The following is a 15,065-nucleotide window of genomic DNA, read 5'->3' on the forward strand; positions in this document are numbered from 1 at the left end:
TGGATTGCATAGCGTACATCTTGGACAAGATTAAGCCTCAATCGTAAGCAAGACCCAGTGCCTCTCGAACTTCACGCATGGTTTCTTGTGCAACCTTGCGGGCCTTATCGCATCCATCTGCAATGATGGATCGCAACAGACTCGGGTCATCTAAATATTTCTGAGCACGCTCAAACATAGGCTGTTGTTCAGCCAAAATCGAATCAATCACTGGTTGCTTACATTCGAGACAACCAATGCCGGCTGATTTACAGCCCTTATCCACCCACAGCTTGGTCTCGTCATTAGAGTAAACGGTATGCAATTGCCATACTGGGCATCGCGCTGGATCGCCAACGTCGGTGCGATGAACACGCGCCGGATCGGTTGGCATCGTGCGGATTTTTTTAATGACATCTTCTGGGTTTTCGCGGATGCTAATGGTATTGCTGTAAGACTTTGACATCTTTTGTCCATCAATACCTGGCATGCGCGAAGCAGACGTCAGCAAAGCCTGCGGCTCGCGAAGGATGATTTTGCGAGCGCCCTCCAAGAATCCAAAAAGACGTTCACGATCAGCCATGGATAAGCTCTGCGCCTCTTGAAGAAGTGCTTTTGCCTGTTCTAGGGCTTCATCATCACCGCGCTCTTGAAAGGCAACCCGGAGTTCAGCATACATCTTGGCGCGTTTACTACCCAACTTCTTGACAGCCTCTAAAGCTTTTTCCTTCAAACCTGGCTCTCGGCCATATAAATAATTAAAGCGACGGGCAACTTCCCTAGTCATCTCAACGTGCGGCACCTGATCTTCGCCAACCGGCACAAACTGGGCTCGATATATCAACATATCTGCAGCTTGTAACAGTGGGTAACCCAAGAAACCATATGTTTGCAGATCTTTTTCTTTGAGCTTTTCAATTTGATCCTTATAAGTAGGTACCCTCTCAAGCCAGCCCAATGGCGTACCCATAGACAGTAATAAGAAGAGTTCGGCATGTTCAGGCACTTTGCTCTGAATAAACAAGGTTGCTTGGTTGGGGTCCACTCCACTAGCCAACCAATCAATCACCATGTCCCATACGGATTGCTCGATCACATCAGGGGTCTCGTAATGAGTGGTTAAGGCATGCCAATCAGCCACAAAAAAGAAGCAGGGGTATTCAGACTGCAAGCGCACCCAATTCTTTAAAACACCATGGTAATGACCGAAGTGCAAACTACCGGTTGGTCGCATGCCTGAGAGAACGCGTTCAGCAAACATCTGTATTCTTTTCTAAATAGTGAAGGGGTTATATTTTTAATGAAAGGCAGACCAAACAGGAGTGAGATGATCTGGTAATAGTGGCAAATTGCCTAAATCGATATGGCTCTCATTGGGGTCGTGAAAGTCTGATCCACGCGAGGCCAAAAAGCCGTATTGCTCAGCAATCTTGGCGTATGTTTTGTATTGATCGGGGCTATGGCTGCCAGTGACTACCTCAATCGCTAAGCCACCGAGATCTTTAAAGCGCTTATAAAGTTCATCATCCATTTGCATCGCATTAAGCCGGCTGTAGCGGCCAGGATGTGCAATTACAGCTACTCCTCCAGATGCCTTGATCCATGCCACTGCATCATCGAGACTAGCCCATTGATGGGGCACATATCCTGGCTTGCCTTCAATTAAATAGTTTTTAAATACGTGCTCAGTATTGCGGCACACTCCCTGCTCTACTAAATAACGCGCAAAGTGCGTTCTTGAAATCAATTGATGGTTGCCAGCACAATGAAGTGCACCCTCATATGCTCCATAAATACCGACTTTGGCCAATTGATCCGCCATGAGTTGCGCGCGATTCCCGCGGCCCTCACGCGTGCGACGCAAGCCCTCAATAATTCCAACATGCTCTGCATCGATTCCGAGGCCGACGATATGAATAGTTTCACCCATCCAGGTTACCGAAATTTCTACGCCGGCAAGATAATCTAAATTTAATGCACTAGCAGCCTCACGAGCATGCTTCTGACCGCCTAACTCATCATGATCAGTGAGCGCCCATAAATGCACTCCATTGGCTTTAGCGCGTTCAGCCAATGCTTCAGGCGTGAAAGTTCCATCAGAAACAACTGAGTGGCAATGCAAATCGGCATTTAGGGTGGGCAAGATGCTCATGGCCCTCTATTTTAGGTCAAGCTGGTATCAATTACCCGGCGCGGCGCATCTAGGTAGTCACGAGACTGCATTTCGATCAAGCGGGACACGGTTCGTGCGAATTCTGCGGTAATTTGACCCTCGGTATATAAATCCGGAGCCGGTACCTCAGCAGACATAATGAGCTTAATTTTATGGTCGTATAAGACGTCTATTAGCCAAATAAAACGGCGTGCCTCATTAGTCATCCTTGGGGGCATATAAGGAACGCCTGACAAAATTACCGCATGAAACTGATTGGCAAGCTCCAAATAATCATTTTGTGAGCGAGGTCCACAACAGAGCGTTTTGAAATCAAACCAAACTACACCATCGGCCATATGCAACGGTCGTAACTCTCGGGACTCAATATATAAAACAGGTTGAGGGGTTTCTTTTTGATTGCCAATTAATGTTTTGAACATTTGCCCCAGGACAGTTTGTGTTTCTGCATTCACTGGCGCGAGATAAGCCTCTACTCGCGCCATTTGGACGCGGCGATAATCATTGCCAGCATCCACATTTAATACATCAAGCTTCTCTTCTAGCAATTTGATCGCCGGTAATAATCGATCACGATGTAAACCATTTGGGTATAACTGATCTGGGCGGTAGTTTGATGTCATTACAAACTGCACACGATCAGCAAAAAGTGCGCTGAGCAAGCGGTATAGAATCATCGCATCCGCGATGTCATTGATATGGAACTCATCAAAACAAATTAAGCGATAACGATCGGCGATTCGCTTGGCGAGTTCATCTAGTGGATCCGCTAAGCCTGAAAGTTCATGAAGTTCGCGATGCACTTCACGCATGAACCCATGAAAATGAATCCGAATCTTTTTTTCGAGTGGTGAGGCAGCATAAAAGCAGTCCATCAAGAAAGACTTACCACGACCCACACCACCCCATAAATACAATCCCCGAGGAAGAGTTGGTTTAAAAAGCTTTTTTTTCAGCTTACTACTGCGAATGTCTTTGTAAGCAATCCACTCATTTTCGCATTGTTGAAGACGCGCTACAGCAAGAAGTTGCGCGGGATCGCTTTGATACCCGCGCGTCTTTAACGCTTGTTGGTAAAACTCAATGGTTTTCAATTACATATTTAATGCACGCGAGTCTGTCGCCAACGCTGCCTCGCGCATCACTTCAGACAAACTAGGATGCGCATGACAGATACGTGCAATATCTTCTGCTGCCGCTTTAAATTCCATTGCTACTGCTGCTTCAGCAATTAAGTCGGATGCATTGGCGCCGATGATGTGAACACCTAAAATTTCATCAGTCTTTGCATCAGCCAATACTTTGATGAATCCATCAGCGCGGCCCATGCCTAAGGCACGACCATTTGCAGCAAATGGGAACTGGCCTGCTTTATAAGCAATACCGGCTTCTTTCACAGCTTGCTCTGTTTTACCAACCCAAGCGATCTCTGGATCGGTATAGATCACCCATGGAATGCAGTTGTAATCAATGTGGGGTTTTTGGCCCGCAATAACTTCAGCAACCAAGACGCCCTCATCTTCAGCCTTATGGGCCAACATAGGTCCGCGTACAACGTCACCAACCGCATATACGCCTGGCGCTGAAGTTGCGCAAGTATGGTCATCAATCGGGATAAAACCGCGCTCATCTACTTTGAGACCAATCTTATCTAGACCTAATTTGTCCGTATTTGGCACACGACCAACAGAGACAATTAAGCGATCACACTCCAATTTGGCTACTTTACCAGCACTATCAGTGTAGTTAACAACTATATCTTTCTTCTCTACTTTGACATCGCCAATCTTGACGCCTGTGTTAATACTTAGACCCTGCTTAGCAAATAGTTTTTGCGCTTCTTTAGCAATGCTGACATCACAAGCAACTAAGAACGATGGCATTGCCTCAAGCACGGTAACCTCAGCACCAACCCTGCGCCATACAGAACCCAGCTCTAAGCCAATTACACCAGCGCCGATGACTCCTAATTTCTTCGGAGCGGAATCAAACTTGAGTGCGCCTTCGTTATCGCAGATCAAGACATTGTCAACAGAGATACCAGGAATGTGACGCGCTTTAGAACCGGTTGCAATTATGACGTTCTTTGCAGTAACCGTAGTTTTGTCTTTGCCATCAACCTTTACTTGGTAACCATCAGCTCCCTTTCCTTCGAATGAGGCATGACCTTTTAAGAGGGTAATTTTATTCTTGCGGAACAGGTACTGGATGCCGCCAGTCATCTTGGTAACGATGTCATCTTTACGAGCGACCATTTTTTTAGAGTCAATGCTAACTGTTCCCACTTTAATACCGTGGTCAGCTGCGTGATGATTAATCTTCTCAAACTCTTCAGATGATGCTAAAAGCGCCTTTGAAGGAATGCAACCAACATTCAAACAGGTGCCGCCTAAACGAGGCTCGCCCTTAGGATCATCATAGGCATTCGATTCTGCACAGGCAACTTTGAAGTCGAGTTGCGCTGCACGAATTGCGGCAATATAGCCTCCAGGTCCACCACCAATCACAACTACATCAAAAGCTTGACTCATGATCTTCCCTTCTTACAAATCTAAGAGAAGACGTGAAGGATCTTCTAAGGCATCCTTCATGGCAACCAAACCAAGTACAGCCTCGCGGCCGTCGATGATGCGGTGATCGTATGACAAAGCCAAATAGTTGATTGGGCGAACAACCACTTGACCGTTTTCTACCACTGCGCGGTCTTTAGTCGCATGAATGCCCAAAATGGCAGATTGCGGTGGGTTGATGATTGGCGTGGAAAGCATCGAGCCAAATACGCCTCCATTAGAGATGGAGAATGTGCCACCAGTCAACTCTTCAATTGATAGCTTACCTTCGCGCGCCTTAACGCCAAACTCAGCAATCTTTTTCTCGATGTCAGCTAAATTCATTTGGCCTACATCACGCAGAATTGGAACGACCAAGCCACGTGGCGAGCTAACAGCAATACCAATGTCAAAGTAGCCATGGTAAACAATGTCATTGCCGTCAACAGATGCATTTAAGAGCGAGAATTTCTTCAAAGCGTGGGTCGCAGCTTTTACGAAGAAAGACATAAAGCCTAACTTCACTCCATGAACTTTTTCAAATTGATCTTTGTATTTATTGCGCATAGCAATGACTGGCGCCATATTAACTTCGTTAAATGTAGTCAAGATTGCGTTGTTTGCTTGTGATTCGAGCAAGCGCTCAGCGATACGAGCACGCAAGCGACTCATTGGCACACGCTCTTCAGGACGAGCGCCTGTTGGAACTGGAGCGCTTGGTAAGGCAGCTGCCTTAGTGCTGCCTGCAGAGGCATTTAATGCGTCCCCTTTGGTAATACGGCCATCACGGCCAGAACCGGCAACTTGGCCAGCATCGATATTTTTTTCTGCCAGAATTTTTGCAGCAGAAGGTGCGGCGGCGGCCCTTGCTGACTGAGCAGCTGGGGTAGCTGCCGGAGCAGTTGCAGCGGCTGGGGCTGCAACAGCGATGCTATCAATCTTTGCAATCAACTGTTCAGCAAGTACAGTACCGCCATCAGCAACAACAATTTCTGTCAAAACACCGGCAGAAGGTGCTGGAACTTCAAGAACCACTTTATCTGTTTCGATTTCGATCAAGATCTCGTCTTGACCAACAGCGTCACCAACTTTCTTCTTCCACTGCAATAAAGTTGCTTCGGCAACTGACTCAGAGAGTTGTGGAACTTTAACTTCGAAAATAGCCATGATCAATCCTGTTTATTTATATATGTATGTGTTTTAGTAATGAATACGATTATTTCGTGATCACATAACCTTTTAATTTGGCGAATGCCCCATTGAGCAATGATTTCTGCTGCTCTTGGTGGAGATGTGCATAACCGCAAGCTGGAGAGGCTGATGCGGGGCGCCCTGCATAGCCCAACTTCATACCTTCAGACATGTTTTCCAAGATGTTGTGCTGCACAAAGAACCAGGCACCTTGGTTTTGTGGTTCGTCTTGACACCAAACAATCTCTTCCAGTTTTGGATATTTTTTCAATTCGGCAGTTAATGCTTTGTGTGGGAACGGATACAACTGCTCCAAGCGAATGATGGCAAGATCGCCAATCTTCTTCTCGGTGCGTTGTTTTACCAAGTCGTAATAGACCTTACCAGAGCACATTACAAGTCGAGTAACTTGGCCAGCATCAATTAATTCATCACGTTCACCTAATACCGTCTTGAATCCACCCTTAGTAAACTCAGATAGAGGGGATGCCGCTTCTTTGTTACGAAGCAAGGATTTCGGTGTCATCAAAATTAACGGCTTACGGAACTGACGAATCATTTGACGACGCAGAACGTGAAAGATCTGTGAGGCAGAGGTCGGCTGAATGACTTGCATATTGGTATCTGCACATAACTGCATGAAGCGCTCCAAACGTGCTGAAGAGTGCTCTGGACCCTGACCTTCGTATCCGTGAGGCAACATCATCACCAATCCATTAGCGCGACCCCACTTCACTTCACCTGAGGCAATGAATTGATCAATAACTACCTGGGCACCATTGGCAAAATCGCCGAACTGCGCCTCCCAAATAGTTAATGTATTTGGCTCTACAGAAGCATAGCCATATTCAAAACCCAGAACCGCTTCTTCGGAGAGAATCGAGTCAATCACTAAGAATGGCGCTTGATCCTTAGCAACATGGCGCAATGGAATGTAAATTCCGGTATCCCACTTTTCACGATTTTGGTTATGGAGAACTGCGTGACGATGCGTAAAAGTTCCGCGACCACTGTCTTCACCTGATAGCCTTACAGGATATCCACTAGCAAGTAGGGATGCAAAAGCCATATGCTCGCCCATACCCCAGTCAACATTGACTTCTCCGCGACCCATGGCGGCACGGTCATTCAAGACCTTTTCAACCAATGGGTGAACTTTAAAGCCATCACGGGGAGTAGAGATCCGTGCGGCAAGGCGTTTCCATTCAGCCAAAGGTATGGCTGTATCTGCCTCATCTGTCCATTTCTTATTCAGGAATGGGGACCAATCAACTGCAAACTTGCCCTTGTAGTTACTGAGCACCGGATCTGAAGTCTGGATACCTGCGTCCATTGCGGCTCTGTAGGCCTTGACCATTTCATCGCCAGTTCCAGCGGGCAATGACTTCTCAGTCTCTAACTTGTCAGCATAGAGCTTGCGTGTGCCAGGATGGGCAGCGATGATTTTGTACATCAAAGGTTGAGTCATCGATGGAGTGTCTTGCTCGTTATGACCCAACCTTCTAAAACAAACAATATCAATGGCCACATCTTTGTGGAACTGAGAGCAAAATTCAATTGCCAACTGAGTGACTAACACAACGGCCTCTGGATCATCACCATTTACATGCAGTACTGGCGCATCGATGATTTTCATGATATCTGTACAGTACAAGCTCGAACGCAAATCGCGTGGGTCGGATGTCGTAAAGCCAATTTGGTTATTGATCACAATGTGCAAAGTGCCACCTGTCGAATAACCCCTAACCTCAGCCATAGCCAAGGTTTCTTGCATCACACCCTGACCAGCAATCGCAGCATCGCCATGAACAAGAACAGGTAAAACCTGTTGACCCAAAACATCCCCGCGACGATCCATACGAGCACGCGCAGAACCTTCCACTACCGGATTCACAATTTCTAAATGGGAAGGATTAAATGCTAAGGACACATGAACCGGGCCACTAGGAGTAGAAATATCGCTAGAAAAACCTTGGTGATACTTCACGTCACCAGCAGGCAGAGTTTCAGGGCCTTTGTGCTCAAACTCTGCAAATAAATCTTTCGGCATTTTTCCTAAAGTATTTACTAAAACATTTAATCGACCGCGGTGAGCCATACCAATGACGATCTCCTGAACGCCTTTAGCACCCGCCTGATGAATTACTTCATCCATGCAAGCTATAAAACTTTCGCCCCCCTCTAAGGAGAAGCGTTTTTGACCAACGTACTTCGCTTGAAGATAGCGTTCTAAGCCCTCAGCAGCTGTCACGCGATCTAGAATTTGACGTTTTTTCTCAACGTTAAATGCGGGTCTTGAACGGATGGACTCTAACTTCTCTTGCCACCATTTCTTAATCTTTTGATCGGCGATGAACATATATTCTGCGCCAATTGTCCCGCAATAAGTTTCACGCAATGCTTGCAGCAAATCGCGCAAAGACATTTCGTTCTTACCAAAGAATGTATTACTGGTATTGAAGGCGATATCCATATCGCCATCAGTAAAGCCATAAAAAGCCGGATCCAACTCAGGAATGTCCTGACACCCTGTACGTTTCAATGGATCTAAATTTGCCCAGCGGTTGCCAACGTTACGGTAAGCAGCAATTAATTGCTGAACAGCAACCCGTTTGCGACCCATCTCAGAGTCAGCCAAATCAGAAATCGTTCTGATGGGGCCTTGCTTGGCGCGCTCAGCAAAAGAGGCAACATTGGGTCCATGCGCAATATCCGTTCCTGATGAGCCATCAACCGCAGGAGCCTGTTTCAGGCTGTCGAAATAATCTCGCCAATGATCAGCAACAGAAGCTGAATCGTGCAAGTAAGATTCGTAGAGTTCTTCTATATAGGGGGCGTTTCCGCCAAAGAGATACGAATTATCTCTTTGGTCCTGCATCATGATGCTCACCTTTCATCGGGTTTCCCGAATAAAAACTGTGGTTAAAACCATCCGCTCCACGGCTGTACCGATTTACGGATTGATCTGTGCAAATACTGTTACTACAACAGTAATTTAACACGAATGGCCATTGATAGATAAAGGGCTTTCCCTGATTTTGGGGTTTTCGGGGGTATCTCCCTACTCGGGGAGCATGAATAAGAACTTGCCTACCCCGCTTTAAAGGTATGCCGACAGATTCAAATGATTTTGATTTTTATTCTCTAAATCTTCAAACCCTTAAATGAAATTAAGGGAAATATGAAATCAATTACCCCCGAAACAGAATATCTCAGTACTCGTCAAAGCGCCAAGATTCTGCAGGTTTCCTTGGGCACCGTTCAAAAAATGGTTGAGTGAGACGAGTTAATCGCTTGGAAAACCCGCGGAGGTCATCGGCGAATATTGGCCAGCTCTTTGGAGCAGCAATTACAGCGCAGAAAGAGGGCAATGAGACAAAAGACTACCCAGAACTGTGTGGCTATTGGCATATTTAGAAGGTCTGAAAATGACCAGGAATTAATCGAATCTATCGCCGATTGGCACTTAAGGTAGATATGGAAATGGCAGTAGACAGCCTTAAGGGTGCTAATGAACGCAGTGTCAATAGCACCTGATCTGATCTTTTTAGATGCCCTCATTCCTCCAGTAGCGCAAGTTCACCTCATTCATTATTTGAGCAGAAACAAGGAAACACATCATATTCCTATACTAGTAGATGAGGGTTTTATTAAGTTTTACCCTGGGATAGTTGCGCTGGTTGATGAAAATAATTGATTTAAACCCTTTAATTATTGGCTACCCTGCAACCAGCCCTGATTCTGAGGATGCTTGGCCCAATGGCAAACGCCATGACCTACTAGAGCCACTCTTTGTTGAGGCTTTAGCCAGAAAATGGGCATAAATTTGAATTAAAGCACTCTTGGGATATCAAAATTGCCGCTATTGAGCGACTTTGTTGATAAAACAGAGTTAAATGAGGGTTAGATCAAATAGTTGCTTCGATCTCTGCCTTCGATCCACTTGGGAGCTTTACCGCGTCCTGTCCAAGTTTCACCAGTTGATGGATTGCGATACTTGGGCGCCACTTTACCGCCAGTACTTTTAGTTCCTGCTTTACGGCTAAATAAATCTGCTGCAGTAAGGTGATATTGCTCAATAATGAATTTTGCCTTGGCGATTCCGTCAGCCTTTTCGTGGGCAATTGCTTCTTTAATCTGTTTATCCAACTGCTCGCGTTGGGCTGCAAGCTCTTTATAAGAAGGCATATTGTTTTCACTCTCGGAATATTAAGTTGTTATAAATACGTCATTTATATAACATATTGGCAGGTTATTATATATAACTTAATATTTCAAGCAATATATTGGATCTGGATATTAACCTTTTTTAATTAATCTATATATATTAACTACATTAAATACATAATCTTTATAAATATAATGCTTATTTAAGGTGCATTCAATTTTCTCAACATAAAAGTCCCACTAGATTTAGCGGTTAGCTCCCCGGATTCATTTAAAACTATGGCCTCGCAATAGTTAATGGTTTTTCCTGGCTTCAAAATACTACCCTCAACTGCAATTTTGCCGATACTTGGACGCAAGAAGCTCACCGTCATACCGATCGTCATAGCCCCCAACGGGACATCAGCTGTGCTTCTGGCAGCAGCACCCATCGCGAAATCCAATAGGGTCATGATGACGCCTCCATGAGCAATACCAAAGCTATTCTCATATTCGGGTCTGATTTCAAGTCTAATGCGAGACTTGCCATCTTTTGCATATTCTGGGACAACACCCAAATGCGCTAAAAAAGGAATCTTGAGGCCAAAATATTCAATTGATTTGTCAGTACTTGTCATGGAATAAGAGATGTGAGTATTACCAGGGGGTTTTGAATGGTCGGGGCGAGAGGATTTGAACCTCCGACCACATGCACCCCATGCATGTACGCTACCAGTCTGCGCTACGCCCCGACGAAAGACAAAATTGTATCAGTAACTATTTGGAGAGAATCTGCAGAACAGCCTGCAATTCATCGCGCAGACGTAGATTGCCACGCGCTTCCTCGAGACGGTTTCGAGCCCCGCTGATGGTAAAGCCCTCTTCGTATAAAAGAGAGCAAATTTTGCGTATTAAAACTACCTCGTGATGCTGATAGTAGCGGCGGTTGCTGCGTCTTTTCTGAGGGCTCAGCTGAGAGAGCTCCTGCTCCCAATAACGCACAAAACGTGTGAGCGCACACCACATAGATCAGCTACCTCACCAATGGTGAAGTAGCGTTTGGGTGGGTTTGGCAGAAGTTGAGAGCTCAGAAGCTAGCATCAAACTCGGTTTTCTCGAGCATATGACTCCACTACATCTTTAAGCTTTTGACTGGCATGAAATGTCACCACACGTCGAGCTGCAATCGGAATCATTTGACCTGTCTTTAGATTTCGGCCAGGACGAGCCGATTTATTACGCAACTGGAAAGTACCAAAACCAGAAATCTTCACCTCGAATCCAGACTTCAGAGACTGGCCAATACGATCAAAAAAAGCATCAATCATATCTTTGGCTTCACGCTTATTCAGGCCAACCCGATCAAACAGAGCTTCAGATAACTCATTTTTAGTAACGGTGTCATTAGAAATCAATTCAGTCATTGCAAGTCTCTTCTGTAACTATTTATTTGATTTATATCTAATACTAAACCTAGCGCAGGCGAGCTGCGCACTTTTTCTCAACGGCAGCCAATAAAGCAGTCATTACTGCATCAATTTGGGCATCCTGCAATGTTTCTTGCGTATTCAAGAGGGTCACACGGAATGCCAGACTCTTCTCATCATCAGCCATAGCGCTTGATCCTGCCCTGGATTTGAATTCATCAAACAGTTCGATATTACGTACAAAGCTCTGCTTGCTTGCCGCCATTACATCCAACAGAGATTGTGCAGAAACATTTTGCTTCACCACCAGAGCTAAATCACGTTGCACCGCGGGGAATTTACTTAACTCCTCAGACACAGGAAGACCTAACTCACGAATTGGTTCTAAATCTAACTCAAATAAAACAGGTGCTTGAGGCAATTCATAGGCTTGCTGCAAACCAGGATGCAATTCTCCAATCCAACCGATTGCAATATTATTTTTTTCTGCTTTCAGAATCACTTGGGCAGATCGACCAGGATGAAGCGCTGGATGTTGAGCGGCGTCAGTCACAAAATGTAGCGGATCTAAAACACGCTCGAGATCACCCTTCACATCAAAGAAATCAACTGCGCGGTTTACATTAGTCCATTGCTCTGGCACAAACAAACCGTAAGCCAATCCCCCAATCTTTTGGGGTTGATGAAAACCAGCAACCTTACCAGCCTCTTCAGATGCATCTGCATCACGCTTAAATACGCGCCCAGCCTCGAATAAGCGTACACGCCCTGCTCCACGATTTAAATTCGCCTTCAAATTACCAAGTAAGCCGCCCCATAGGTTGCCGCGCATGACGCCGTACTGACTAGCAATTGGGTTGAGAACCTTAATCAGATCCTGCTCTTTTGCACCGGCGAGACGTTGCTCCCCCTCCAGATCGGTGAAACCAAAGTTCACTGCCTCTTGATAGCCTTGCAAGGCAAAACGCTGACGCAACAAATGAATGCCGCGTTTTGCTTCTGCTTTTGCGCTCATTTTTAACGAAGCAACTGGCGGTTGATCTGGAATATTTTCGAAGCCATACATCCGCGCCACTTCTTCAATCAAATCTGCTTCGATTTCGATGTCAAAACGATAGCTTGGTGGGGTTACTGTGAATACATCGCCCTCTTGTTCAAATTCGAACCCAAGGCGTTTAAAGCCATCAACAACAATTTCATTGGTCAGCGGAACACCAATTACTTTTTCTGCTCTACCCAAACGCATATTCACTGGTTTACGAGCCGGAATATTGAGGATTTGATCATCTACTGGTCCAGCCTGACCTCCGCAGACCTCAATAATCAAAGCGCTAAGATATTCCAAGCAATTAACGGTATGTTGTGGATCTACACCCCGCTCAAAGCGATGTGCAGCATCAGTACTGAAATTAAAGCGACGGGCACGACCCTGAATTGCAGAAGGCAGCCAATAAGCCGCTTCCACAAAGATATTTTTCGTATCATCAGACACTGCACAATGATTTCCGCCCATAATGCCAGCTAATGCCACAGGACCATTCTGATCGGCAACTACCCCCGCATCTTGCAACTTACCAGCCGTGTCTAAACCTCGCAAAGTTACTGTTTGACCATTCAATAACTCAAGTGTTTCGCCTTCTTGGGCCCAACGAACGACGATATCACCGTTCAATTTGTCAATATCAAATATGTGTGTTGGTTGCCCCATTTCTAACATGACGTAGTGAGAAAGATCCACTAGAACAGAAACACTGCTTTGACCAGCATTACATAAACGCTTAAGAATCCAATCTGGAGTTTTAGCTTGAGGGTTAACACCACGGATAATGCGACCCGCAAAGCGGCCACAGAGATCAATACTCTCGACAGTCACTTTACGCTTATCTTGAATGGTAACTGCAGGTGGAGTCCACGTAGGTGCACAAAGTGGAGCGCCAGTAATGGCAGCTACTTCTCTTGCCATGCCAATCAATGAGAGGCAATCGGCTTTATTAGGCGTTAGCTTGATGACAAAAATTTGATCATCAAGATTTAAATATTCACGGATATCTTGCCCAATAGGTGCATCAGCAGGCAACTCAAGAATACCCTCGTGATCATCACCTAGACCCAGCTCTCGTCCAGAGCACAACATACCCTGACTTTCAACGCCACGCAATTTACCTACTTTGATCATAAAAGGTTTACCTCCAACTTCTGCCGGAGGGAGTTCAGCACCAACCAATGCGCATGGAATCTTAATTCCAGGACGCGCATTTGGCGCACCGCAGACGATTTGCAATTCTTGACCAGTACCTGCATCCACTTTACATACGCGCAAACGATCGGCATCTAGATGCTGTTCTGCAGACAAAATCTGCGCAATCACAATCTTGGTAAATGCCGGCGCAACTGAGTGCTGCGCCTCAACCTCTAAACCAGCCATTGTCATTCCATGACCAAGCGCATCACTATCTAGTGATGGGTTTACATACTGACGAAGCCAAGATTCAGAAAATTGCATAGCGCTTTATAAAATTCGAATGATGTGTTGGTTACGCAGGAAACTGGGCTAAAAAACGAAGATCATTTTCAAAAAATAGTCGTAAATCATCCACTCCATAGCGCAACATGGTTAAGCGCTCTAGACCAGAGCCAAAGGCAAAGCCAGTGTAACGCTCTGGATCAATGCCCATATTGCGTAGCACATTCGGGTGCACTTGACCCGCACCAGAGATCTCCAACCAACGACCAGCAAGTTTGCCACCACCAAAGGCCATATCTATCTCAGCAGAAGGCTCGGTAAACGGGAAATAGGATGGGCGGAACCGCACTTGTAATTCATTTGTCTCAAAAAATGTTTTCAAGAAATCGGTATATACGCCTTTCAAGTCAGCAAAGGAGACGGATTCAGCAATCCATAATCCTTCAACTTGATGAAACATGGGTGAGTGCGTAGCATCACTATCCACGCGATAGGTTCTACCTGGGGCAATTACTTTGATTGGCGGCATCACATCAGCATTAGCGAATTTCTTGACATGCTCACTGGCATAACGAACTTGAATTGGGCTAGTATGCGTCCGCAATAACAAAGGCTTTTCATGCGAATCTTTGCCATCAACATAAAAGGTATCCTGCATGGAACGTGCAGGATGATTTTCAGGGCTGTTCAAGGCTGTGAAATTAAACCAATCGGTTTCAATTTCAGGGCCATCTGCTACATCAAAACCAATTGAGCGGAATATCTCCTCAACCCGCTCCCAGGTACGCATTACAGGATGCAAACTACCTACCGTTTGACCACGGCCAGGCAAGGAAACATCGATAGACTCAGCTGTAAGACGCTGCATTAACACAGCATCTGCCAACGCTTGGCGACGCTCTTGTAATGCAGTCTCAACTTGGGTTTTGATTTGATTAATTTGGGCGCCAGCACTCTTGCGCTCTTCAGGCGACATTCCACCGAGCGCTTTTAAACGCTCAGTGAGAACACCTGACTTACCGAGATACTTGGCTTTCGCGTCCTCGAGAGCTGCCGAATCGGCAGCTCTCGAGAAGTCACGTTTCGCATCCTCGACAATGTGGTCGAGAGAAACCATCGCAGCTTAATTTAAAAAA

Annotated in this window: 12 protein-coding genes, 1 tRNA gene and 1 pseudogene; 1 reads left to right on the forward strand and 13 read right to left on the reverse strand. The window is 45.7% G+C overall.

Annotated elements, in window-relative coordinates; translation table 11 throughout:
• Window positions 1-37: 37 nt before the first annotated feature.
• The 6 genes from DXE31_RS08840 to DXE31_RS08865 are packed head-to-tail and all read right to left on the reverse strand — an operon-like array spanning window position 38 to window position 8,773.
• Window positions 38-1,240 (reverse strand): tryptophan--tRNA ligase, encoded by a 1,203-nt coding sequence (locus DXE31_RS08840; protein ID WP_114698506.1) that lies wholly within the window; start codon window positions 1,238-1,240, stop codon window positions 38-40.
• Between the two features lie 36 nt (window positions 1,241-1,276).
• Window positions 1,277-2,131 carry a 3',5'-nucleoside bisphosphate phosphatase gene (locus tag DXE31_RS08845; RefSeq protein ID WP_114698507.1) on the reverse strand — a complete coding sequence of 285 codons (855 nt, stop codon included), beginning with the start codon at window positions 2,129-2,131 and terminating at the stop codon, window positions 1,277-1,279.
• A gap of 11 nt (window positions 2,132-2,142) precedes the next feature.
• Window positions 2,143-3,246, reverse strand: a complete 1,104-nt coding sequence (zapE, locus tag DXE31_RS08850) for a cell division protein ZapE (protein ID WP_114698508.1) — start codon at window positions 3,244-3,246, stop codon at window positions 2,143-2,145.
• Window positions 3,247-4,683, reverse strand: coding sequence for a dihydrolipoyl dehydrogenase (gene lpdA / locus DXE31_RS08855; RefSeq protein WP_114698509.1), 1,437 nt, complete (start codon window positions 4,681-4,683; stop codon window positions 3,247-3,249).
• A 12-nt stretch (window positions 4,684-4,695) separates the two neighbouring features.
• Window positions 4,696-5,868 carry a 2-oxoglutarate dehydrogenase complex dihydrolipoyllysine-residue succinyltransferase gene (gene odhB / locus DXE31_RS08860; protein WP_114698510.1) on the reverse strand — a complete coding sequence of 391 codons (1,173 nt, stop codon included), beginning with the start codon at window positions 5,866-5,868 and terminating at the stop codon, window positions 4,696-4,698.
• 49 nt (window positions 5,869-5,917) lie between these two features.
• Window positions 5,918-8,773, reverse strand: a complete 2,856-nt coding sequence (locus tag DXE31_RS08865; protein ID WP_114698511.1) for a 2-oxoglutarate dehydrogenase E1 component — start codon at window positions 8,771-8,773, stop codon at window positions 5,918-5,920.
• Window positions 8,774-9,575: 802 nt separating this feature from the next.
• Between DXE31_RS08865 and DXE31_RS10660 the strand changes: the two genes are divergently transcribed.
• Complete coding sequence (locus tag DXE31_RS10660) at window positions 9,576-9,716, forward strand: hypothetical protein (RefSeq protein ID WP_197712223.1); 141 nt, start codon at window positions 9,576-9,578, stop codon at window positions 9,714-9,716.
• 79 nt (window positions 9,717-9,795) lie between these two features.
• Here DXE31_RS10660 and DXE31_RS08875 read toward each other — a convergent pair whose 3' ends face one another.
• The 7 genes and pseudogenes from DXE31_RS08875 to pheS all read right to left on the reverse strand — a co-directional run bounded on the left by DXE31_RS08875 (window position 9,796) and on the right by pheS (window position 15,046).
• Window positions 9,796-10,080, reverse strand: coding sequence for an H-NS histone family protein (locus DXE31_RS08875; RefSeq protein WP_114698512.1), 285 nt, complete (start codon window positions 10,078-10,080; stop codon window positions 9,796-9,798).
• Window positions 10,081-10,262: 182 nt separating this feature from the next.
• A complete protein-coding gene (locus DXE31_RS08880) occupies window positions 10,263-10,676 on the reverse strand; it encodes a PaaI family thioesterase (RefSeq protein ID WP_114698513.1) in 414 nt (137 codons plus the stop codon).
• A gap of 37 nt (window positions 10,677-10,713) precedes the next feature.
• Window positions 10,714-10,790: transfer RNA gene (locus tag DXE31_RS08885), tRNA-Pro, on the reverse strand.
• An 82-nt stretch (window positions 10,791-10,872) separates the two neighbouring features.
• Window positions 10,873-11,129, reverse strand: a pseudogene (locus DXE31_RS08890) (MerR family transcriptional regulator); the annotation flags it as partial.
• Window positions 11,130-11,138: 9 nt separating this feature from the next.
• Window positions 11,139-11,462: an integration host factor subunit alpha gene (locus DXE31_RS08895; protein ID WP_114698514.1), complete on the reverse strand. Its 324-nt coding sequence runs from the start codon at window positions 11,460-11,462 to the stop codon at window positions 11,139-11,141.
• 49 nt (window positions 11,463-11,511) lie between these two features.
• Entirely contained in the window at window positions 11,512-13,968 is a 2,457-nt protein-coding gene (gene pheT / locus DXE31_RS08900; protein WP_114698515.1) for a phenylalanine--tRNA ligase subunit beta, read from the reverse strand.
• A 31-nt stretch (window positions 13,969-13,999) separates the two neighbouring features.
• Window positions 14,000-15,046, reverse strand: a complete 1,047-nt coding sequence (gene pheS / locus DXE31_RS08905) for a phenylalanine--tRNA ligase subunit alpha (RefSeq protein ID WP_114698516.1) — start codon at window positions 15,044-15,046, stop codon at window positions 14,000-14,002.
• Window positions 15,047-15,065: the final 19 nt, after the last annotated feature.

Origin of the sequence: Polynucleobacter necessarius (genome assembly GCF_900095185.1) — a bacterium.
In the GTDB taxonomy this organism is placed as follows: domain Bacteria; phylum Pseudomonadota; class Gammaproteobacteria; order Burkholderiales; family Burkholderiaceae; genus Polynucleobacter.

Excerpts from the sequence above, each read along its gene's own strand:
- DXE31_RS08840 (WP_114698506.1), bottom strand. The coding sequence starts at position 1,240 with ATGTTTGCTGAACGCGTTCTCTCAGGCATGCGACCAACCGGTAGTTTG.
- DXE31_RS08845 (WP_114698507.1), bottom strand. The coding sequence starts at position 2,131 with ATGAGCATCTTGCCCACCCTAAATGCCGATTTGCATTGCCACTCAGTT.
- lpdA (WP_114698509.1), bottom strand. The coding sequence starts at position 4,683 with ATGAGTCAAGCTTTTGATGTAGTTGTGATTGGTGGTGGACCTGGAGGC.
- odhB (WP_114698510.1), bottom strand. The coding sequence starts at position 5,868 with ATGGCTATTTTCGAAGTTAAAGTTCCACAACTCTCTGAGTCAGTTGCC.
- DXE31_RS08865 (WP_114698511.1), bottom strand. The coding sequence starts at position 8,773 with ATGATGCAGGACCAAAGAGATAATTCGTATCTCTTTGGCGGAAACGCC.
- DXE31_RS10660 (WP_197712223.1), top strand. The coding sequence starts at position 9,576 with ATGAAAATAATTGATTTAAACCCTTTAATTATTGGCTACCCTGCAACC.
- DXE31_RS08875 (WP_114698512.1), bottom strand. The coding sequence starts at position 10,080 with ATGCCTTCTTATAAAGAGCTTGCAGCCCAACGCGAGCAGTTGGATAAA.
- DXE31_RS08880 (WP_114698513.1), bottom strand. The coding sequence starts at position 10,676 with ATGACAAGTACTGACAAATCAATTGAATATTTTGGCCTCAAGATTCCT.
- DXE31_RS08895 (WP_114698514.1), bottom strand. The coding sequence starts at position 11,462 with ATGACTGAATTGATTTCTAATGACACCGTTACTAAAAATGAGTTATCT.
- pheT (WP_114698515.1), bottom strand. The coding sequence starts at position 13,968 with ATGCAATTTTCTGAATCTTGGCTTCGTCAGTATGTAAACCCATCACTA.
- pheS (WP_114698516.1), bottom strand. The coding sequence starts at position 15,046 with ATGGTTTCTCTCGACCACATTGTCGAGGATGCGAAACGTGACTTCTCG.